19 protein-coding genes are annotated in these 19571 nt (G+C 66.4%); 18 read left to right on the top strand and 1 reads right to left on the bottom strand.

Going from position 1 to position 19571, the window contains the following annotated elements; all coding sequences use genetic code 11:
* Nucleotides 1-677: 677 nt before the first annotated feature.
* The 18 genes from ACQ260_RS12715 (at nt 678) to ACQ260_RS12630 (ending at nt 18647) form a co-directional block, all read left to right on the top strand.
* The gene (locus tag ACQ260_RS12715) at nt 678-1172 is read left to right on the top strand and encodes an endonuclease domain-containing protein (protein WP_432559826.1); all 495 of its coding nucleotides are present in this window, start codon (nt 678-680) and stop codon (nt 1170-1172) included.
* A 453-nt stretch (nt 1173-1625) separates the two neighbouring features.
* Nucleotides 1626-1994: a DUF1707 SHOCT-like domain-containing protein gene (locus ACQ260_RS12710; RefSeq protein ID WP_432559825.1), complete on the top strand. Its 369-nt coding sequence runs from the start codon at nt 1626-1628 to the stop codon at nt 1992-1994.
* A gap of 199 nt (nt 1995-2193) precedes the next feature.
* Nucleotides 2194-3090, top strand: a complete 897-nt coding sequence (locus ACQ260_RS12705) for a GTP-binding protein LepA (protein WP_432559824.1) — start codon at nt 2194-2196, stop codon at nt 3088-3090.
* A gap of 132 nt (nt 3091-3222) precedes the next feature.
* Nucleotides 3223-3444, top strand: a complete 222-nt coding sequence (infA, locus tag ACQ260_RS12700) for a translation initiation factor IF-1 (protein ID WP_094359779.1) — start codon at nt 3223-3225, stop codon at nt 3442-3444.
* Between the two features lie 67 nt (nt 3445-3511).
* On the top strand, nt 3512-3625 hold the full coding sequence (gene rpmJ / locus ACQ260_RS12695; RefSeq protein WP_039345470.1) for a 50S ribosomal protein L36: 114 nt from the start codon (nt 3512-3514) through the stop codon (nt 3623-3625).
* Nucleotides 3626-3949: 324 nt separating this feature from the next.
* On the top strand, nt 3950-4321 hold the full coding sequence (gene rpsM, locus ACQ260_RS12690; protein ID WP_432559823.1) for a 30S ribosomal protein S13: 372 nt from the start codon (nt 3950-3952) through the stop codon (nt 4319-4321).
* 26 nt (nt 4322-4347) lie between these two features.
* Complete coding sequence (gene rpsK / locus ACQ260_RS12685; RefSeq protein WP_432559822.1) at nt 4348-4749, top strand: 30S ribosomal protein S11; 402 nt, start codon at nt 4348-4350, stop codon at nt 4747-4749.
* An 18-nt stretch (nt 4750-4767) separates the two neighbouring features.
* Complete coding sequence (rpsD, locus tag ACQ260_RS12680; protein WP_432559821.1) at nt 4768-5373, top strand: 30S ribosomal protein S4; 606 nt, start codon at nt 4768-4770, stop codon at nt 5371-5373.
* Nucleotides 5374-5557: 184 nt separating this feature from the next.
* Nucleotides 5558-6580 (top strand): DNA-directed RNA polymerase subunit alpha, encoded by a 1023-nt coding sequence (locus ACQ260_RS12675; protein WP_432559820.1) that lies wholly within the window; start codon nt 5558-5560, stop codon nt 6578-6580.
* A 100-nt stretch (nt 6581-6680) separates the two neighbouring features.
* On the top strand, nt 6681-7253 hold the full coding sequence (gene rplQ, locus ACQ260_RS12670; protein ID WP_432559819.1) for a 50S ribosomal protein L17: 573 nt from the start codon (nt 6681-6683) through the stop codon (nt 7251-7253).
* Nucleotides 7254-7563: 310 nt separating this feature from the next.
* Complete coding sequence (locus ACQ260_RS12665; protein ID WP_432559818.1) at nt 7564-9768, top strand: glycoside hydrolase domain-containing protein; 2205 nt, start codon at nt 7564-7566, stop codon at nt 9766-9768.
* 220 nt (nt 9769-9988) lie between these two features.
* A complete protein-coding gene (locus ACQ260_RS12660) occupies nt 9989-11287 on the top strand; it encodes a glycosyltransferase family 4 protein (protein ID WP_432559817.1) in 1299 nt (432 codons plus the stop codon).
* Between the two features lie 14 nt (nt 11288-11301).
* Nucleotides 11302-12486, top strand: a complete 1185-nt coding sequence (locus tag ACQ260_RS12655) for a glycosyltransferase (RefSeq protein WP_432559816.1) — start codon at nt 11302-11304, stop codon at nt 12484-12486.
* 53 nt (nt 12487-12539) lie between these two features.
* Complete coding sequence (locus ACQ260_RS12650) at nt 12540-13187, top strand: arylamine N-acetyltransferase (RefSeq protein WP_432559815.1); 648 nt, start codon at nt 12540-12542, stop codon at nt 13185-13187.
* Nucleotides 13188-13272: 85 nt separating this feature from the next.
* Complete coding sequence (locus tag ACQ260_RS12645) at nt 13273-14538, top strand: homogentisate 1,2-dioxygenase (protein WP_432559814.1); 1266 nt, start codon at nt 13273-13275, stop codon at nt 14536-14538.
* Nucleotides 14535-15410 carry a hypothetical protein gene (locus tag ACQ260_RS12640; RefSeq protein ID WP_432559813.1) on the top strand — a complete coding sequence of 292 codons (876 nt, stop codon included), beginning with the start codon at nt 14535-14537 and terminating at the stop codon, nt 15408-15410. The genes ACQ260_RS12645 and ACQ260_RS12640 overlap by 4 nt, the downstream gene beginning before the upstream one ends.
* Nucleotides 15407-16603, top strand: coding sequence for a fumarylacetoacetase (gene fahA, locus ACQ260_RS12635; RefSeq protein WP_432559812.1), 1197 nt, complete (start codon nt 15407-15409; stop codon nt 16601-16603). The genes ACQ260_RS12640 and fahA overlap by 4 nt, the downstream gene beginning before the upstream one ends.
* Nucleotides 16604-16640: 37 nt before the next feature.
* On the top strand, nt 16641-18647 hold the full coding sequence (locus tag ACQ260_RS12630; protein ID WP_432559811.1) for an acetoacetate--CoA ligase: 2007 nt from the start codon (nt 16641-16643) through the stop codon (nt 18645-18647).
* 269 nt (nt 18648-18916) lie between these two features.
* Here the strand turns inward: ACQ260_RS12630 and ACQ260_RS12625 are convergent, their stop codons facing one another.
* On the bottom strand, nt 18917-19525 hold the full coding sequence (locus ACQ260_RS12625; protein ID WP_432559810.1) for a superoxide dismutase: 609 nt from the start codon (nt 19523-19525) through the stop codon (nt 18917-18919).
* Nucleotides 19526-19571: the final 46 nt, after the last annotated feature.

Raw genomic sequence — 19571 nt, 5'->3', positions numbered from 1 at the left:
GTGCAACGCTGGTGGGTACATCTCAGGGCGACACGCCCGGAATGCGCCGACACGACCGGAGCGCACCGACACGACCGGAGCGCGCCGACACGACCGGAGTGCACCGACACGCCCGGAGTGCACCGACACGACCGGAGTGCACCGACACGACCGGAGCGCGCCGACAAGCTCAGGGCAAGCGTGCACGGGCGCCTGAACCCGTCCGATGCGGCCCGCCTGCGTACCGGTTATCCACAGGTCGTCCCTGGCCGGATGGCTTTTCCACAAATGGACCGCGCGGATGGGCCGCGGACGACGAAATCGCGCATGTCTTTGGGATGAAAGTACCCATAGAGAACCGAGTGCCCGAAGAACTCCGACCCGGGGGAGTGATGCGGACCAGTGCGCTCCGGCGATCCGGTGTGGAGGCCGAGGAGATCCGTCGGGCAGTGGCCGACGGGTGGCTCACGAGGCTCCGACCGGGGTGGCTGGCCATGAGGTGGGCCAAGCCCGATGTGATCGATGCTGTCCGCAGGGGCGGAGTCCTCGGGTGTGCGTCTGCCCTGGCTTTCCGGGGAGCATGGCGGATCCATGACAACAAAGTGCACATCTATCGCTCACAGCGCGGCCGCCAAGGAGTGAAGGTCGAATGTCCTTCGCCCAGAAGCCGCATCGCGTCAGACCTTGCGGTCCTTCGCATGCCCGAAGCCTTCATCCAGGCGGCCTCCTGCCTGGCGCCGAACGATTTCCTCGCGATAGCGGAGTCGGCCATACATCGCGAGCTGATCTCCGAAGCGGAACTCCGGCAAGTTCTGGGGGAGTGCGGGCCCAGAGTGGATCGGCTCATGGCGCACCTGGACCGTGCGGAGTCGGGAACGGAGTCCTATGTCCGGCTCCGGCTGCGAGCCAGGAACATCAAGGTGCAGCCCCAGGTCGAGATCGCTGGGGTGGGCCGAGTCGACTTCCTTATCGGGATGTCCCTGGTGCTCGAGGTCGACAGCCGCGAGCATCATCAGGATCCGCAAGCGTATGAGCGCGACCGGATCCGGGACCAGATGCTGATGGCGCTGGGATACCGGGTCATCCGCGTCACCTATGACCAGGTGATGCACGGATGGAACTTGGTCGAGGCCCGCCTGCTCGCGGTCATTCGGGCGGGCCTGCACCTGCGGCCCCTCGTTCCGCAGCCCTGAGCAGTTTCAGTGTGTGGGTCTGCCAGCGTGTGGACCCAAAGGGCCGCCCGGTTCCGAGTCCACTTGTTCGGGGTTTGGTTGTTCGGGGTCCCTTGGGTCCGGTTGTTCGGGTCCGGTTGTTCGGGTCGGGCCCAAGGCCCGCTCGCTCCGGTCGGCCCAGCCCCTGAGATGTACCCGTAGCAGGAGGTCCATCGTGAATGCGGGGATGGTGCGACGCTGGTGGGTACATCTCACGGTGACGCGCCCGATCGGTGCTCGGATCGGGGCACCGGGCCGCGCGCCGGCTCCGGCTGGCGTGCCAAACCATGCGAACGGCTCCGGCTGGCGTGCCAAACCATGCGAACCGTTGGCGTGCCAACCTGTGAACGGCTCCGGCCGACGGGGTCGGGGAAGGTGGCGCTGCGCCGACGCCCGGGGGCGGGGCCGGCAAGGCGGGCAACGTAGAGTGAAGACGTGGACCTGCCGATCTCGTCGAAATACCGCAGCCAGCCGAACGAACCTGTCACGGAGGCCGAGCGGAGCCGTTTGAGCGCTCAGCTGAACGAGGCGTTCGAGAAGGGCGAGATCGACCAGACGACCTATTCAGAACTATTGGACGAAGTGTTCGCAGCCAGGACGCTGGGCGACTTGGTCCGGCCGGTGGAGGTGCTGGGCAAGCCCGCCACCTACAACGTCCCGGCCATCGTGGAGCAGACCCCCGGGCGCCCGGGTGAACTTGCCGAGGCGCGTAAGCCTGGCGCGCAGACGCAGCTCATGCTGATCGGTGGGATCAGCGCGCTCGTGGTGCTCGCTGTGGTCCTGCTGCTCATTCTATTGCTGTGACAAAGTCGCCCGGTTGCTGTGGCAAGGCCGTCAGCTGCTGTGACAAGGTCGCCCGCTGCCGTGACAGGGTGCTCCGACTGGCCGCCCGCTGTGTGACAGGGCGCTCCGACTGGCCGCCCGCTGTGTGACAAGCGCAGATGCGGGAGAAGGTTCATCTTGAGTTCGTCAAGCCCTTAACAATCTGGCTTAGAATAGGGACGTGGCCAAGGACATCATCACCGAACAGAAAATCAAGGACCACGTCGAACGACTCGGCGAGCAGCATCCTCCGATTGCCCTGGCAACCGTTGACCGCACGGTGAAGAATCCTGACCAACTGCGCGAACGGTTCGGTCATGTGATCGAATATTTGGCTCGTGTCGAGCTCGAAGTCGATCGCAACGTCCTGGAACTCCTTGTCCTCCTGCCGCAGCCTCACGAGGTTGACCGGATGTTCTATGAGGACGTCTGGCAGCCCCAGGAGATCCAGCACGGCCTGATCATCGATCAGCTCGGACGGGACATTGGCCTCGACCCCGCCGAGCCCATGCTCGAGGTGCAAACCTCGATGAAGATCCTCGGCGCGCTCTCCCATATCCCGCAGATCGGTGAGGTCACCCGGCTGCTCTATTACTTGACCGGTGCGAGCACGGAACGCCAGGCAGTGCTGGCGTACAACACGTTGAACCGGGCCATGGCCGAACTGGGGGAGGACGCGGTCGCCCACACGATCATCGGTCCCATCAAGCAGCAGGAGCCGGGCCACTTCGCGTTCTATCAGATGTCGGCGCGGGAAATGATCGAGAACGGTCGCCTCAAGCCGTGGCAGCTGTGGTTGGCGCGGCAGATCCGCTCGTTCTCCTATGGCTTGGTGGGGACGAACGGCAAGAAGCACTACACGGCGGATATGGGCGGAGTGATGGAGATCCTCGGGTTCAACGAGGATCTGGAGGGCTTCGCCAAGGATGTCGGCCGGTTCGAGGCCAAGGTGTTGTGGGCGAACCGGGACGGGATGGCGTTCCCGCCATATGTGCTTCGCGCGCTGCGCGACTCGCTCAACCTCTATCGGGAGCGCCTGCAGCGCAGGTCCGAGGGGGGCCTCGCGACCGCTGCGTGAGCGCGTCAATACCGGATTTGGCCCATTCGCGCCAGCGGCGTAGTATTGCACGTCGGTCACCCATGCCGGTCGACCGTTTCCGCAGTTCATCGAATGATGCCGGACTCAAAACCCCGGACAGATTGAGAGTACATGTCGAAAAAAGAGGGCTTTCTCGAGATGGAGGGCACTGTCGTCGAGGCGCTGCCGAACGCGATGTTCCGCGTCGAGCTTGCCAACGGCCACAAGGTGCTCGCCCAGATCAGTGGCAAGATGCGGCAGCACTACATCCGCATCCTTCCGAGCGACCGCGTGGTCGTGGAGATCTCTGCTTACGACCTGAACCGCGGACGCATCGTCTATCGGCATAAGTGATCGCCGTCAGATCGTCCATCACAGGCATGCCGGTGCTCCGGCGCGCCTCGAATCAGAAAGAAGCTCGATGAAGGTTCAGCCGAGCGTCAAGCCGATCTGCGACAAGTGCAAGGTCATCCGCCGGCACGGTCGCGTGATGGTGATCTGCGACAACCCGCGCCACAAGCAGCGCCAGGGCTGAGGACTCTCCCCGGCCTGTCTTGGGTGGGGCCTCGCAGGCACCACTTGACACACCACCACAACTGAACACACCAACGTAAGGCCAGACACCCGGGACGAAACTCCCGTGGATCCTAGGATCCTCCGGTGTTGCCAGCGGAGATCATCGGATCTTCGCCTACCCCCGGTCGGAGGCCGGGGCTGTGTTGTGAGTACGCCGGATTTCCCGCCCCTCGGGACTGCGGCCGGCCTGAGAACGCAGATGCCTTGCGCACAGACCTCCGCGGTGGCGTACCCGTCGATTGGAACCCGACCACGTCCACCGGAACTCGACAAGGAGAGCCGCATGGCCCGCCTCATTGGTGTCGACCTGCCGCGCGAGAAGCGCCTCGAGGTCGCACTCACCTACATCTTCGGCGTGGGACGCACCCGCGCCCTGGAGACCCTGGAAGCCACGGGGATCAGTGGCGATACCCGCGTCCGCGACCTGACCGACGAGCAGCTCGTCGCGCTGCGTGACCACATCGAAGCGAACTATCAGACCGAGGGTGACCTCCGTCGTGAGATCGCTGCCGACATCCGCCGCAAGATCGAGATCGGCTCCTATCAGGGCCGTCGCCACCGCGCCGGTCTGCCCGTGCACGGGCAGCGCACCCGGACGAACGCCCGCTCCCGCAAGGGCAAGCGCAAGGCCGTCGCCGGCAAGAAGAAGAAGTGACCAAGGGCTCCAGGGAGTAAATGCATATGGCTACAGCAGGCCGCGGCGGCGCCAAGAAGGTGCGCCGCAAGGAAAAGAAGAATGTGGTGGCCGGACAGGCCCACATCAAGTCAACTTTCAACAACACGATCATCTCGATCACCGACCCGCAGGGTCAGGTCATCTCCTGGGCTTCCGCCGGCACCGTCGGGTTCAAGGGTTCCCGCAAGTCGACGCCCTACGCCGCCCAGATGGCTGCGGAGGCCGCCGGCCGCCGCGCCATGGAGCACGGCATGAAGAAGATCGACGTGTTCGTCAAGGGCCCCGGCTCCGGCCGTGAGACCGCGATCCGCTCGCTCGGCGCCATCGGCCTCGAGGTCGGTGCCATCTCCGATGTCACCCCCGTGCCGCACAACGGCTGCCGTCCGCCCAAGCGTCGTCGCGTCTGATCGAGAGGAGACTGAACAATGGCTCGCTACACCGGTCCTCTGACCAAGAAGTCCCGCCGTCTCGGCACTGATCTCGTCGGCAACGACAAGGCTTTCGAGCGCCGTCCCTATCCGCCCGGCATGCATGGCCGTGGCCGCACCAAGGACTCCGAGTACGCTCTGCAGCTCCGCGAGAAGCAGAAGGCTCGGTTCGCCTATGGCGTCCTCGAGAAGCAGTTCCGCCGCTACTACACCGAGGCGCACCGTCTCCCCGGCAAGACCGGTGAGGTGCTTCTCCAGATCCTCGAGACCCGCCTCGATAACGTGATCTATCGCGCCGGCTTCGCCTCGACCCGTCGTCAGGCCCGCCAGCTCGTCGTCCACGGCCACTTCCTGGTCAACGGGCAGAAGGTCAACATCCCCTCCTATCGGGTGAGCCCGCACGACATCGTCGATGTCAAGGAGAAGTCGCTGAACCTCCATCCCCTCGTCGTGGCTCGCGAGACCCACGGTGAGCGCGAGGTGCCGGGCTGGATGGAGGCGCGTCCCAACCAGATGCGCATCTTCATCCACTCGCTGCCGACTCGTGAGCAGATCACCATCGACGTCCAGGAACAGCTGATCGTCGAGCTCTACTCGAAGTGAGCCCTTCTGGTCGGTCGGGTTGTGCTGGGCGTACGCCCGGACTGCGCCCGACCGGCCGGGGGATCGTGTCCGGTCCCGCTGTGCGCGGGGACGGTGCGGCTCACTGTCACTGGCGCGGGCACCCGCCCGTGCCGACCTTGTGAATCCCGTCATCAAATAGCGGTTGGCGGGGGAAGGAACGAACATGCTCATTGCCCAGCGCCCCGTGCTCAGCGAAGAGGTCCTCGACGACTACCGTTCGCGGTTCGTCATCGAGCCCCTCGAGCCTGGCTTCGGGTACACCCTCGGCAACTCCCTGCGGCGCACGCTGCTGTCGTCCATTCCGGGCGCGGCGGTCACCAGCATCAAGATCGACGGCACTCTCCACGAGTTCTCGACCATTGAGGGCGTCGTCGAGGACGTCACCGAGATCATCCTCAACCTCAAGGAACTCGTCGTCTCCTCCGAGGAGGACGAGCCCGTGGTGATGTACCTGCGGAAGGCCGGCGCCGGTGAGGTCACCGCCGCCGACATCGCTCCGCCCACTGGTGTCGAGGTCTACAACCCCGATCTGCACATCGCGACCCTCAACGACAACGGCAAGCTCGAGATGGAGCTCGTCGTCGAGCGGGGCCGTGGCTATGTGTCGGCCACCCAGAACAAGTCCGGTGAGAACGAGATCGGCCGCATCCCGGTCGACTCGATCTATTCCCCGGTGCTGAAGGTGACCTACAAGGTCGAGGCGACCCGAGTCGAGCAGCGTACCGACTTCGACCGCCTCGTGGTCGATGTCGAGACCAAACAGGCCATGCGTCCCCGGGATGCCGTCGCGTCCGCAGGCCGCACCCTCGTCGAGCTCTTCGGCCTCGCCCGTGAGCTCAACCTCGACGCCGAAGGCATCGAGATCGGCCCGTCACCGATGGACGAGCAGCTGGCCCAGGATCTGGCCTTGCCGGTGGAGGATCTGAACCTGACGGTTCGTTCCTACAACTGCCTGAAGCGTGAGGGCATTCACACCGTCTCCGAGCTGGTGTCCCGGTCCGAGCAGGACCTCCTGGACATCCGCAACTTCGGCTCCAAGTCGATCGACGAGGTCAAGCTGAAGCTGCACGAGATGGGTCTGTCGCTGAAGGACTCGTCGCCTGGGTTCGACCCGCTGAGCGGCATCGGCACCTATGAGCCCGAGGACGACGGCGATCGGGAATACGTCGAGGACGAGCAGTACTGACACATTCGGGGCCCGCGGGCCCCGCCCTGGAGGGGCTCCGCCCCTCACCCTCCCGACGTGCGAAGGGGAGGGGCGGAACACAAGAATTCTGGAGATAGAAATGCCGAAGCCAACCAAGGGCCCGCGGCTGGGTGGCAGCCCCGCCCACGAGCGGATCATCCTGGACAACCTGGCCAGCCAGCTGTTCGAGCACGGCCGGATCACCACCACCGAGACCCGTGCCAAGCGCGTGCGGCCGCTGGCGGAGAAGCTGATCACCAAGGCCAAGCGCGGCGACCTGCATGCACGTCGCCTGGCGGCCACCCACATTCGGGACAAGGGTGTGCTCCACATCCTGTTCACGGAGATCGCGCCGGCCGTGGCCGACCGCGAGGGTGGCTACACCCGCATCACCAAGGTCGGCAACCGCAAGGGCGACAACGCCCCCATGGCTGTCATCGAGGTCGTGACCGAGGCCGTCACCAAGAAGCCGTCCGCCAAGAAGGCGGACGCGCCGAAGGTCGAGGAGACGAAGGTCGAGGAGGCAACGGTCGAGGAGACCGAAACCGCCGAAGACACCGCCGAGCCGACGAACGAGGAGCTCGCCGCTCAGACCGAGGCAACCCAGGCCGAGGACACCGCCGAGCCCACGAACGAAGAGCTCGCGGCCGATGAGGAGAAGAAGGACGCCTGATCCTCTTCTCGTTATGTGCAACGGGACCCCGGCAGCCGAAAGGCTGTCGGGGTCCTTTGCTGCCATGAGGGGCCCGATCTGAGGGCACCTCGCAACATGGGCGTGCACTCTGCATCCTCACTGCCACTTCGCTGCGTGCATGCGCGTCACTAAGTTGCGGTGGTGCTGCAGAGTGGCGGACCAACCGGGACACGACCCAGTCCATCAGCCGGTCCACGTTATGGTCTTGTGATCCGCAGGTCTCGCGGCTGAAACAAAACCTCCCTATGTTTCCTCGCATGTTTCGCCTCGGGAATCACCGGACGCTCGCATGACGAGCCGCGCCCTGAGCGCAGTCGATCCCTTCATCGGCTGCGAACCGACCGATCTGCATCCCACGACCGGCATTGCCGCCACGTGGTGGAGCCCGAAACCCCAGATCGGCAACACCCACCCGGGTGCGACGTTCCCGCTCGGGCTGGTCTCGGCATGCGCCTATTCGGGGGCCTATCCGACGGGGTACGGCCGGTTCGATCTCGCGACTGAAGGCGTGCCGGCGGAGATCCATCCGGTCCAGTTGGCATCGGGGTTCACTCACTTCCAACAGTCGGGGACGGGAGCGATCCGGAAGTACTACAACTATTTCCGCGTTACCCCCATGCTCGAGCAGCTCGAGTCGTTGGGTCGGGCCTGGGAGTTGCGCGATGAGCGGGCATCGCCGGGGTACTACGCCGCGACACTGGACAACGGAATCCACTGCGAGCTGACGGTGGGACCGTCGAGCGCTGTCCATCGCTATACGTTCCCGCGCCACACCAACGCCCGCATCGTGGTCGATTTCTCCCACGGCGGGCTGACGATCCCGTTCAGCCGCACGCACCCTCTGCGGTCCAATCTGGCGATCCTCGATCACGCGGTCGCGGCCGGCCAGATCGTGGTCGAGGGCGTGCCGCTCGCGGTGCACCTGGAGTGCCCGGACGACGACTGGAAAGCGCAGCTCTGGTATGACCATCGCCGCATGCCCGGCGGCTCGCGGCTCGATTTCGATGCCATCCGCCCGACCACGATGCGGCCGTTCGGGCTGATGTGGACCGGTCCGGCCGAGGCCGGGCGCAGCATCGAACTGCGCATCGGATTCTCTCTGCGGGGAATAGACCAGGCCCGCACCAACCTGGAACGGGACGTGCCGCGCAAGCCGGAGGCTTTCGAGGTGCGCAAAGCGGACACGGAACAGGCCTGGGCCGAGCACCTGGGCAAGGTCCACGTGGAGGCGCCGACCGCCGAGCGCCAGACGGTGTTCGACACGGCGGTCTATCACAGCCTCATCAAGCCCGCGATCACGCGCTCGGAGTCCCCGTGGTGGCCCAACCCGGGACCGTTCGCGTTCGACATCTGCACGATGTGGGACATCTATCGGACCCAGCTGCCCTTGCTCATCCACATCGCGCCGAAGAAGGCGGCCGATCTCGCCAGTTCGCTGATCACGATCTGCGAGGAAGAGGGGAACTTCCCGATCGGCTATCGGATGGCCCGCGGGGCCGACCGCTTTTCCCGACAGGGCAGCGCCCTCGCGCACACGTTCCTGGCAGCGGTCAGCCAGGCGGGACTGCCGGGCGTGGACTGGGAACTGGCGCTGACGTTGATGGCGGCGGACCTGCGGCGTACCTATGGCGAGGAGTTCCTGCGCTTCGGCCGGGCCGAGCCCATCACCCACACCCTCGATCTGGCGTTCGGTCACTGGTGCACCGCGCAGATCGCGACCCACCTCGGAGACAGGGCGCTCGCCGAATCGCTCGCGAAACGCGCCGCCGGCTGGCGCAACGCCTTCGACGCCGACGGGCGCCTGCTCCGTGCGTCCACCTTCTATGAGGGCACGCGTTGGAACTATTCGTTCCGGATCCTCCACGACATGGCGGGCCGCATCGAGCTGGCCGGCGGCGACGAACCCTTCGTCGACCTGCTTGACGACTTCTTCGGGTTCGGTGCCGAGCCGGAGCTCCAGCCCGGTGTGGCCCCCGACGCCGACGAACTGCTGCGTGGCTATGAGCTCGGTCGCTTCCAAGGCATGAACAATGAGCCGGACATGGATGCACCCTGGGCGTACACCTATGCCGGCCGCCCCGACCGCACTGCCGAGATCGTGCACGGAGTCGTCACCAACCAGTTCCGCGCGACGCGGGGTGGGCTGCCGGGGAACGACGACTCGGGGGGTCTCAGTTCCTGGTACGTCTGGGCCGCCCTCGGGCTGTTCCCCGTGATCGGGCAGGACGTGTACTTGCTGAATGCTCCGGCCCACGAGCACGGCCGTATGTCGACGGGGGAGCGCGACCTCACGATCGACACGATCGGCTATCGGGCGCCCGCGTCGGACGCACCCCCACAGTTCGTCGCCGGGGCGACCCTCGACGGCCACCCGATCGACCGGGCGTGGCTCAGCGGGGACGAGTTCCGGCGCGGCGGCCATCTGGTGGTGCAGCTCGCGGACCGGCCCACCGACTGGGCCACCCGGCAGCGGCCGCCTTCGTTTCCCACCTGACGCCCACCGTTTCCCAATCGGTCACCTGACTGGCCTTTGATGTCCCGGACCTCGCTGGGCCAGCGGTGGCCACCACAGAAGTCCGAACCAGAATGCCCCAGCGAATTCTCAGCGAATCTTGCTTCCGTCCGACCCCACTTGGCTCCATCCTGAAGCCGACCAATCCCTTGGCCTCACTCGAAGCCGACCGAGCCGACTCAACCCACCTTGGAGGTGCACCATGTCTCGACCCGATCGCCGACTCGTCATCGTTGTCCGTGCAGATCCCGTCATCTGCGGACACTCGGTTGAGGCCCGCAACCTGGCCGAGGCCGCCATGGCCCGCGGCTTCACGGACGTGCGCATTGTCACGTGGCCGATCGACCGTCTCCAGGCCACTGGGCTCCCGCTCAAGCCGCTGGACACGATGCTGCCCTATAGCGCCGGCATCACGGTGGAGCGGCCGGACCCGGTGGGCGACTACAAGCTCCCGGACGGGCGCTATCTGTGCGGCATCACCGGACGCCTCATCGAGCTGTTCACCGACGGCGTCGAGACCGTGGCGCTCTCGCTCTATCTGAGCCCGCACACGATCGCGGTCAACGATGCGCTGCACGTCGCTCGCCAGACCGGTCTGCCGGTCAACGTGACCACCGTCGCCGAGGCTGTGGGCTCCGACGTCACGAACGTGGTCCGCAACTGTGTCGCGCAGGACCGCTTCGGGGCGGCTGCGCACCTGCTCACGACCTATCTGTCCTCGGACCACTGCCTTGCGGTGTCGGAGTACACCAAGGAGATCATCGTCGACGCAGCCACAGAGGTGGACCGACTGCACGGAACCAACTTTGCCGAGCGGTGCATCGAGCGGGTCGGGATCTCCTATCCGGCGATCGACACCGCCGCCTATGTCAACCTCGATCCGGTCGAGATCGAGGAGCGGCTCGCGGCGCGGGGCCTGGTGCGGGATGGCTACATCCTTTTCCTGTCGCGGCTCAGCCCGGCGAAGGGCGTGGATGACCTGATCGAGGCGTTCGCAGGCTCTCGCGCCAAGGACCGAGTCCGCCTCGTCATCGCCGGCCGAGGCCCGGCCGAGAACGACCTCCGGGCGCTCGCCGCGGCCTCCTCGGCCGCCGACCGGATCACCTTTCTCGATGACGTCGACGATGCCGAGAAGCCGTTCCTGATGGCGGGCGCCGCGGCCTATTCCCTGCCGAGCAAGCCGCTGGAGGAGTTCGTCGAGACCTTCGGGATCGCGCTGGCCGAGAAGATGCTGGCGGGTGGCGGCCCGGTGATCACCACCCTGACCGGGGGCATCGGGGAGGCGGTCGGCCACTGCGCGCTCATCCACGAGCCCGGTGACGTCGATCAGCTCCGGGCGCATCTCGACCATGCGGTCTGCGATCTCAGCACCGAGGAGCGGACGGCCTGGGAGGTGCGGGCGCGGACCTATGCGCTGCAGTTCGACCGCCTGACGATCCTGGACCGCATCCTTGCCCGCATTGATGCGGCCGAGGCGGAATTGGTCGATCTGATCGGCTGACTAGGCTGGGCGATGTGACGGACCGCCTGCGCATCGCCCAGTTGGCCAACTTCGTCGGGCCCGTGTCCGGCGGGATGCGGCAGGCGATCGAACGGCTCGGAGAGGGCTATGTCGATGCGGGGCATGAGCGAATCCTGGTGGTGCCGGGCGAGCATGATGCCACGGTCGAAACCGACGCCGGAATCGTCGTCACGGTCGCGAGTCCGCACCTGCCCAACTCTGCGTACCGCATGATCGCCCAACCCTGGCGCGCCCTCATCGCGCTCGATCGCTTCCGGCCGACCACCGTCGAGGTGTCGGACAAGTGGACGCTGTCCCCGGTCGCCGGATGGGCCAGGCGGCGCAACGTCGGATCGATCCTCTTCAGCCATGAACGACTCGACGACATGCTCGCGCTGTGGCTGCGCCGCGCGTTCGGCGTGGAGACCGCGGTCGGCGCGCTCAATCGGCGGCTGGCGCAGTCATTTGATCGGGTGGTGGTGACGTCGCAGTACGCGGCGGACGAGTTCCTCGACACCCGCGCCCGGCTCGCAATGGTGCCGCTCGGCGTCGATCTGGCGACCTTCCGGCCCGACCTCGGGTCACCGGTCGACGACGGCGTCCTCAAGCTCTGCTATGTCGGGCGGCTGTCCCGGGAGAAGAGCCCGCACCTGGCGGTCGAGGCGGCGGTCGAGGTCCATCGGCGGGGAGTGCCGATGCGCCTGGACGTCTATGGGGACGGCCCGCACCGCGACGAGCTGGTCGAGATCGCGGGCGATGCGCCAGTGATTTTCCACGGCTATCTGTCGGGGCGCGAGGAGGTCGCGAAGGCGTACGCCGCAGCGGACGCGTCCCTCAGCGTCTGTCCGGCCGAGACCTTCGGGCTGGCGGTGCTCGAGGCGCTTGCCAGTGGCACCCCCGTGGTGACCGCCGACCGAGGTGGCGCCCGGGAATTGGTGGATGAGACCTGCGGCGAATGGGGCCGACCGGACGCGGTGCACCTCGCCGATGCCGTCGAGCGCCTGGCGGCACGCCCCCGACCCGAGACGCGCCGGGCGGCTCGGGCGCGGGCCGAGCAGTTCGCCTGGAGCCGCAGCACCGAGCTGATGCTCGATCTGCACCGAGAACTCGCGCGCCATGAGCCGTATCAATCGAAATGGCGGGACAGGCTGCGCGGCAGGTTGCGTCCCCGGACACCCAAGGAGGGCGAGCAGCGATGACGGATTCACCCCGGACAGTTGAAAAGAGCCGGCCATTCACACGCAGAAAGCTCATGCGGTGGGCCCCGGTGGCCCTGGCTGCCGCCGCGGTCGCTCCAGTCGTCGCGGGGACCCCTCGGCCGCGGCCGGTCCATCCCGAGGGTGTGCGTTCGCTCGCCGATGCCGTGGCGGTGTGCCGCGATATCGGGCTGAGGGACTGGGATCTGGTGCGTTATGCGCAGGAGCTCGTCCATCGGAAGTTCACGCGCTATTCGATCCTGAGCCTCTGGGAACCGCCGGCGCTGGCGTTCCGGAACTCGCGGGGCTATTGCAATCAATACAACGGTGCTCTGTGGCACATCCTCCGCGAGCTGGGATTCGACGCCCAGCGGGTGTTCGCCACCCGCGTCCGTCAGGACAGCAATCCGTGGTGGCGCATGGGCCACTCGTGGGTGCAGGTGACGATCGACGGCCGCACGCTCGATGTGTGCGCAGGGATGCCGGACAACCGGCCCGGCAACGTGTCGTTCATCCCGGTCACCGAGGTGCTGCCGTTCGGGACCTTCACCTATTGGAACACCAACAACGGGATGATCGTGTTCACCATCGGCACTGTCTGGCGCTCGCTGCTCAGCCGTCGTGAGCTGCCGCGCTGGGTGGAGCGGGAGTTCGGCACGCGGGTCCATCAACCCGGCCCGGACGCGGCCGGCGAAACTGTCTGAGCCACCATGGAAGATGAGCGCGTGGACCGGTTCAGCCCGATCGGTCTGCGTTAGCCGACCCAGTGCGGCGCAGAAGGGAGCCATCGTGGCCTATTACCGAGCCGTCGGCAACGTGCCGCCGAAGCGGCACACGCAGCACCGGGATGCCGAGGGTGCGCTCTATTTCGAGGAGCTGATGGGGGCGGAGGGATTCTCGTCGGACTCCTCGCTGCTCTATCACCGCAACATTCCGTCAGCGTTGCACGAGGTCCGCTCCTGGACCCCCGGCGACCTCACGCTGACCCCGAACGACCCGCTGCTGCCGCGACACCTGCGGTTGCACACGTTGTTCGCGGCGGGGGACGAACAGGGCGTGGATGCCGTGCGCGGGCGTCGGCTGGTGTTGGGCAACGCTGACGTCCGGCTCGCCTACGTCGCAGCGGACGCCGTGAGTCCTTGGTATCGCAATGCCCTCGGCGACGAATGCGTCTATATCGAGCGCGGCAGCGCACGGCTCGAAACGGTGTTCGGTGCTTTCGAGGTCAGGGAGGGGCACTATGCGATCGTCCCCCGGGCCACGACGCACCGCTGGGTGCCGACCGCGCGCGACGCCGATGGCTATGCGGAGCCGTTCCGGGCCTATTTCATCGAGGCGAACAGCCACATCACCCCGCCCCGGCGCTATCTGAGCCGTTATGGGCAACTGCTGGAGCACAGCCCCTATTGCGAGCGCGATCTCGTGGTGCCGACCGAGCCGCTGCTGGCGGAGGACATCGGCGAAGACCCCGATGCCAGCACGGAGGTCTTCATCAAGCATCGGGGCGGCGGGCCCGGAGGGATCGGCGGCAGCGTGCACGTCCTGCCGTTCCATCCGCTCGACGTGGTGGGCTGGGACGGTTGTCTGTATCCCTATCTGTTCCACATTTCCGACTTCGAGCCGATCACCGGCCGCGTCCATCAGCCGCCGCCGGCTCATCAGGTGTTCGAGGGCCACAACTTCGTTGTCTGCAACTTCGTGCCGCGCAAGGTCGACTATCACCCGCTGGCGATCCCGGTGCCCTACTACCACTCGAACGTCGACTCCGATGAGGTGATGTTCTACGTCGACGGCGACTACGAGGCGCGCAAAGGGTCGGGCATCGGTCGGGGATCGATCTCGCTGCATCCCGGCGGACATGCGCACGGCCCGCAGCCGGGTGCCATGGACGCCGCGATCGGCAAGGAGTCGTTCGACGAAACCGCAGTGATGGTGGACACGTTCCGCCCACTTGACTTGGGCGAGGGCGGGCAGGCCTGCGATGACGGGGTCTATCGCTGGTCCTGGAGCGGTGGCGAGGAGGGCGGCCTTACCGACCGACAGGGTGCTCGATGACGTCGGAAGCACTGCACATCCCCAGGATCCTCCGGGCACTCTGCGATGATGCCGCGATCTTCCCACCGGGTCTGGTCCCACTCGCGGACGCGGTGCGGGCACATCGTGCGCACGAGCGGAGCGAGCACTCGGCGCTGGTCGGCCCCCTCGTCCTCAGCGTGGCAAGCCTGGCGGCGCTGCCGGCCCTGGTGGCGGACTTGGGGCCCGGGGATTTGCGGGTCTCCCTGACGGTGCCCGGGCCAGGCGCATTGGCCGGCGCGCTCGCGAAGGCTGCCGAGATTCCGGCCGTCACGGTCGTCTCCGTCGAGGTGCCATTGCCGCCGGGGTCGGCCGACGTCGTGGCGAGCCTCGCGGTGATCGAGCGTGCGGTGGGGGGTGAGGACGGTCCGGTCGTCTATCTCGAGATCCCTCGCGACGACCGTCGGCCCGCAGCGCTCGAAGCACTGGTGGGCACCCGACACCGGGCGAAGTTCCGCACCGGAGGAACGGAAGCCCACCTCTATCCAGATGCCCAGGAGCTTGCTGCGGCCATTGCCGCGTGCGCGGTGCTCAACGTCCCGTTCAAGGCGACCGCCGGACTGCATCATGCGATCCGCAACACCGACCCCGAGACCGGGTTCGAGCAACACGGGTTCCTCAACCTCCTGCTCGCGAGCCACACCGCGCAGTGCGCCGCTGACGTCGCCGGTCTCGGCAGGATCCTCGAGGAACGGGACGGTGCCGTGATCGCGGCAGCGATCGCTGACTTGGGCGAGGAGAGGGTCGACAGGGCTCGCGCCGCGTTCGTCTCCTTCGGCACGTGCTCCATCGCCGATCCACTCACCGAGTTGCAGGCGCTCGGCCTGCTCACCAGGGAAGGAAGCGCGCGTTGACCACCATCGACATCCCCGACGGGTCCGGCTTCGGGCCCGCCAATCTGCCCTACGGGATCTATTCCCGGGACGGGGGTTCCCGTCGCGCCGCGACCCGCGTCGGTGACACCGTCGTCGATCTCGCCATCGTGCTCCGCGACCGCATCCCCGACTCGGAAAGACTGTTCGCCTCGCAGACGCTGAACGCATTCCTGGCCGAGGGGCATGAGCGGTGGGTGGAGGTGCGTGCGGCGCTCGCCGACGCCGTGACCGGCGACGTGCCCGCGGAAGCGCTCCACCCGGTCGCGGAGGTGCTGCTGCACCTCCCGGTCGACTTCGCCGACTACGTCGACTTTTATGCCAGCGAACACCACGCGGCGAACCTCGGCCGCCTGTTCCGCCCCGACAATCCCGAGCCGTTGCTGCCGAACTGGAAACACCTGCCGGTCAGCTATCACGGCCGCACAGCCACGATCGTCGAATCCGGCGCAGACCTCGTCCGGCCCTGTGGGCAGCGAAAGGGACCCGACGATCCCGCGCCGGTCTTCGGGCCCAGCACGCGCCTCGACATCGAGGCCGAGCTGGGCTTCATCGTGGGGACCGGCAACAAGATGGGCACGATGATCACGCCGGCCGACGCCGAGCGCCATATCTTCGGCGTCGTCATCTTCAACGACTGGTCGGCGCGGGACATCCAGGCCTGGGAATACGTCCCCCTCGGACCCAACCTCGGCAAGAGCTTCGCGTCGTCGGTGTCGCCGTGGGTGGTGCCGATGCTCGCGCTCGAGACCGTTAAGTGCCCGTTGCCGGGTCAGGATCCGACCCCGCTTTCCCACCTGCGGATGGCCGAGCCGTGGGGGCTGGACATCGCGCTCGAGGTCGAGTGGAACGGCGAGGTGGTGAGCCGTCCGCCCTATCGAGAGATGTACTGGTCACCCGCCCAGATGCTCGCGCACACCACCAGCAACGGCGCCGCCACCCGACCGGGCGACATCTTCGCCTCCGGCACGATCTCCGGCCCCGCCAAGGATCAGCGCGGGGCGTTCATCGAACTGACGTGGGGTGGGGCTGAGCCGGTTGTCGTCGGTGGTGCTGAGCGCACCTTCCTGGCCGATGGTGATGTGGTGACGATTCGGGCCACAGCCCACACGGCGTCGGGTGAACTGATTGACTTTGGTCAGGTCACCACGAGGATTCTGCCCGCGGCCTGCTGAGCCCCCCAACAAGCACGGAACCGACGAAGGGACGACGATGACGTCGCACGAGACCATTGAACCGATCTGGAGCCCGACCGAGGAATTCGTGTCGGCCTCACGTGTGGAGGACTTCCGCCGGTGGGTCAACGATGAATACGACGCCGACGTCCCCGACTACCCCGCGCTGCTGAGCTGGTCCGTCGATCGGCTCGAGGATTTCTGGGACGCGATCTGGCGCTATTTCGATGTGCTGGGTGAGCGTGGTGACCGAGTGCTCGGGGAGTCGGGGATGCCCGGTGCGGAGTGGTTCCCGGGCACCACAACGAACTTCGTCGACCAGGTCTTCCGCGTGCATGCCGGCACGGAGTCCGGTGACGCGGAGGGCACCGTCGCCATCCACGAGCGCGCCGAACCCGGCGGTCCCGCATCCCGGGATCTCACCTATGCGGAACTGCAAGCTCAAGTCGCCGGCCTGGCGGGCTGGTTGCAGTCGATGGGAGTACGCGAGGGCGACCGCGTGGTCGGCTATCTCCCCAACATCGCCGAAGCGGTCGTCGGCTTCCTCGCCGCCGCAAGCATCGGCGCCATCTGGTCCGGCTGCGGACAGGACTATTCCGCCCAAGCGGCGGTGGATCGGCTCGGTCAGCTCGAGCCGCGAGTGCTCATCGCCGCTGACGGCTATCGCTATGCCAGCAAAGACCACGACCGGCGCCCGGCGATCGCCAGCCTCCGGGAAGGCCTCGGAAACCCCGCGACACTCGTCGTCTCCAGGCTCGGTCTGGACCTCGATGACCTGCTCGCGCAGGACGGTGTGACACCGTTCGAGGACGCTGCGGCCGGAACCGGTGACGCCGCCACGGACCCCGTCCAGGTGCCGTTTGACCATCCGCTGTGGGTGCTGTTCTCCTCGGGCACCACCGGCAAGCCCAAGGGCATCGTCCACGGCCACGGAGGAGTGCTGCTGGAGCACCTCAAGCAGATCGCTCTGCACTCGGATCTGGGGCCCGGGGATGTGTTCTTCTGGTACACATCGCCCTCCTGGATGATGTGGAACTATCAGGTCGCTGGGCTCCTCGTCGGGGCGACGATCGTCTGTTACGACGGCAGCCCCGGGCACCCCGATCGGGACCAGCTGTGGCAGTTGGCGGCGGAGCTGCAGGTGAAGGTCCTGGGCACCAGTCCCGCCTATCTGCAGGCCTGCGAACGCAACAATCTCAACCCGGGCACCGATCACGATCTGAGCGCGCTGCGAGTGCTCGGGGTGACGGGCTCCGTTCTGCCACCTGCGTCGTTCGGGTGGGTGCTCGAGCATGTGGGTGATCAGGTCGCGGTCGCCCCGATCAGCGGGGGCACCGATGTCGTGTCCGCGTTCGTCGGGTGGGTGCCGACGGCACCCGTCTGGCGCGGCGAGCTGTCCGTGGTCTGTCTGGGCACAGCTCTGGCGGCGTTTGACCACCGCGGTCGTCCGGTGCAGGGCGAAGTGGGGGAGCTCGTCGTCACCAAGCCCATGCCGTCGATGCCGTTGTATTTCTGGCGTGACGAGGACGGCACCCGTTATGCGGAGGCCTATTTCGATCTTTTCCCGGGCATCTGGCGGCACGGTGACTGGATCACTATCACTGACCACGGCTCGGTCGTCATCCACGGCCGGTCCGACTCCACCCTCAATCGCCAAGGCGTGCGGATGGGCAGCGCGGACATCTATGCGGCAGTGGAACCGCTTGAGGAGGTCGCCGAAGCGCTGGTTGTCGGGCTGGAATTGCTGGACGGCAACTATTGGATGCCACTGTTCGTGGTGCTGGCCGAGGGCATCGAGCTCGATGACGCACTCGCCGACAAGATCCGCTCGGCGATCCGCACCACCGCCTCACCCAGGCATGTCCCGGACGACATCATCGCTGTCCCGGCCATCCCGCACACGCGGACGGGCAAGAAACTCGAGGTGCCGATCAAGCGGATCCTGCAGGGCCAGCCGGTGGGCGACGTTGTCGATCCGAAATCCGTCGACGACGCGGCGCTGCTGGAGGTGTTCGCCGCGCACGCGCGGACTAGGTCGGACTAGAGCCAACATCGGGCTTCGGCCTGAAACCCCCGAAACCTCACTGAAACCCCCGCTGCACCGGGTGTTTCACGCTGCTTTGTGGGGTTTCAAGCACCCATTTGTGGGTTCAAGCACCCATTTGTGGGCTTCAGGCACCCAAGTGGGGACAGCAAAGGGGCCGACCCCAACGGGATCGGCCCCTTCCAGCGGCGCTGTGTTGCTGGGCGCTGTGGTGCTGGTGCTCAGGCTCAGAAGACCTGCGCGGCGGCTCAGAAGACCTGCGCGGCGGCTCAGAAGACCTGCGCGGCCTTGGCCTTGGCCAGACGCTCGTTGGCGTCATTCCAGTTGATGACGTTCCACCAAGCGCTGACGAAGTCGGGCTTGACGTTCTTGTACTGCAGATAGAACGCGTGCTCCCACATGTCGAGCAGCAGGACAGGGACCTGGCCCGCGGGGAGGTTGCCCTGGTGGTCGAAGACCTGCAGCAGGTTCAGACGCTGACCGAAGGTGTCATAGGCGAGCACACCCCAGCCGGAGCCCTGGACGCCGAGAGCGTTGGCGTTGAAGGCCTTCTTGAACTGCTCGAAACCGCCGAAGGTCTCGCCGAGGGCGTCTGCCAGATCGCCGGTGGCCTCGCCGCCGCCGTCCGGAGACATGTTCTTCCAGAACACGGAGTGGTTGATGTGACCACCGAGGTTGAAGGCGAGGTCCTTCTCGAGCTTGTTGATCGTGCCCAGGTCGCCGGACTTGCTGACCTCAGCGAGCTTCTCGACGGCGGTGTTGGCGCCGGCGACGTAGGTCGCGTGGTGCTTGCTGTGGTGCAGCTCCATGATCTCGGGCGCAATGTGGGGGGCCAGCGCGTTGTAGTCATAGTCGAGATCGGGCAGTGAGTAGGTCATGCCGTATTCCTCCAGGTCTACGAAGTGGTTCGAGTGACGCACACCG

The sequence above is a fragment of the Ammonicoccus luteus genome, from assembly GCF_050880385.1.
GTDB lineage: Bacteria > Actinomycetota > Actinomycetes > Propionibacteriales > Propionibacteriaceae > Enemella.
Note: the sequence above shows the minus strand (reverse complement) of the source record. Positions and strands in the feature narration are given on the sequence as shown.

Bases quoted from the DNA above. Each gene is read 5' to 3' on its own strand.
- ACQ260_RS12715 (WP_432559826.1), top strand. From the start codon at position 678: ATGCCCGAAGCCTTCATCCAGGCGGCCTCCTGCCTGGCGCCGAACGAT.
- infA (WP_094359779.1), top strand. From the start codon at position 3,223: ATGTCGAAAAAAGAGGGCTTTCTCGAGATGGAGGGCACTGTCGTCGAG.
- rpmJ (WP_039345470.1), top strand. From the start codon at position 3,512: ATGAAGGTTCAGCCGAGCGTCAAGCCGATCTGCGACAAGTGCAAGGTC.
- rpsM (WP_432559823.1), top strand. From the start codon at position 3,950: ATGGCCCGCCTCATTGGTGTCGACCTGCCGCGCGAGAAGCGCCTCGAG.
- rpsK (WP_432559822.1), top strand. From the start codon at position 4,348: ATGGCTACAGCAGGCCGCGGCGGCGCCAAGAAGGTGCGCCGCAAGGAA.
- rpsD (WP_432559821.1), top strand. From the start codon at position 4,768: ATGGCTCGCTACACCGGTCCTCTGACCAAGAAGTCCCGCCGTCTCGGC.
- ACQ260_RS12675 (WP_432559820.1), top strand. From the start codon at position 5,558: ATGCTCATTGCCCAGCGCCCCGTGCTCAGCGAAGAGGTCCTCGACGAC.
- rplQ (WP_432559819.1), top strand. From the start codon at position 6,681: ATGCCGAAGCCAACCAAGGGCCCGCGGCTGGGTGGCAGCCCCGCCCAC.
- ACQ260_RS12665 (WP_432559818.1), top strand. From the start codon at position 7,564: ATGACGAGCCGCGCCCTGAGCGCAGTCGATCCCTTCATCGGCTGCGAA.
- ACQ260_RS12660 (WP_432559817.1), top strand. From the start codon at position 9,989: ATGTCTCGACCCGATCGCCGACTCGTCATCGTTGTCCGTGCAGATCCC.
- ACQ260_RS12650 (WP_432559815.1), top strand. From the start codon at position 12,540: ATGCGGTGGGCCCCGGTGGCCCTGGCTGCCGCCGCGGTCGCTCCAGTC.
- ACQ260_RS12640 (WP_432559813.1), top strand. From the start codon at position 14,535: ATGACGTCGGAAGCACTGCACATCCCCAGGATCCTCCGGGCACTCTGC.
- ACQ260_RS12630 (WP_432559811.1), top strand. From the start codon at position 16,641: ATGACGTCGCACGAGACCATTGAACCGATCTGGAGCCCGACCGAGGAA.
- ACQ260_RS12625 (WP_432559810.1), bottom strand. From the start codon at position 19,525: ATGACCTACTCACTGCCCGATCTCGACTATGACTACAACGCGCTGGCC.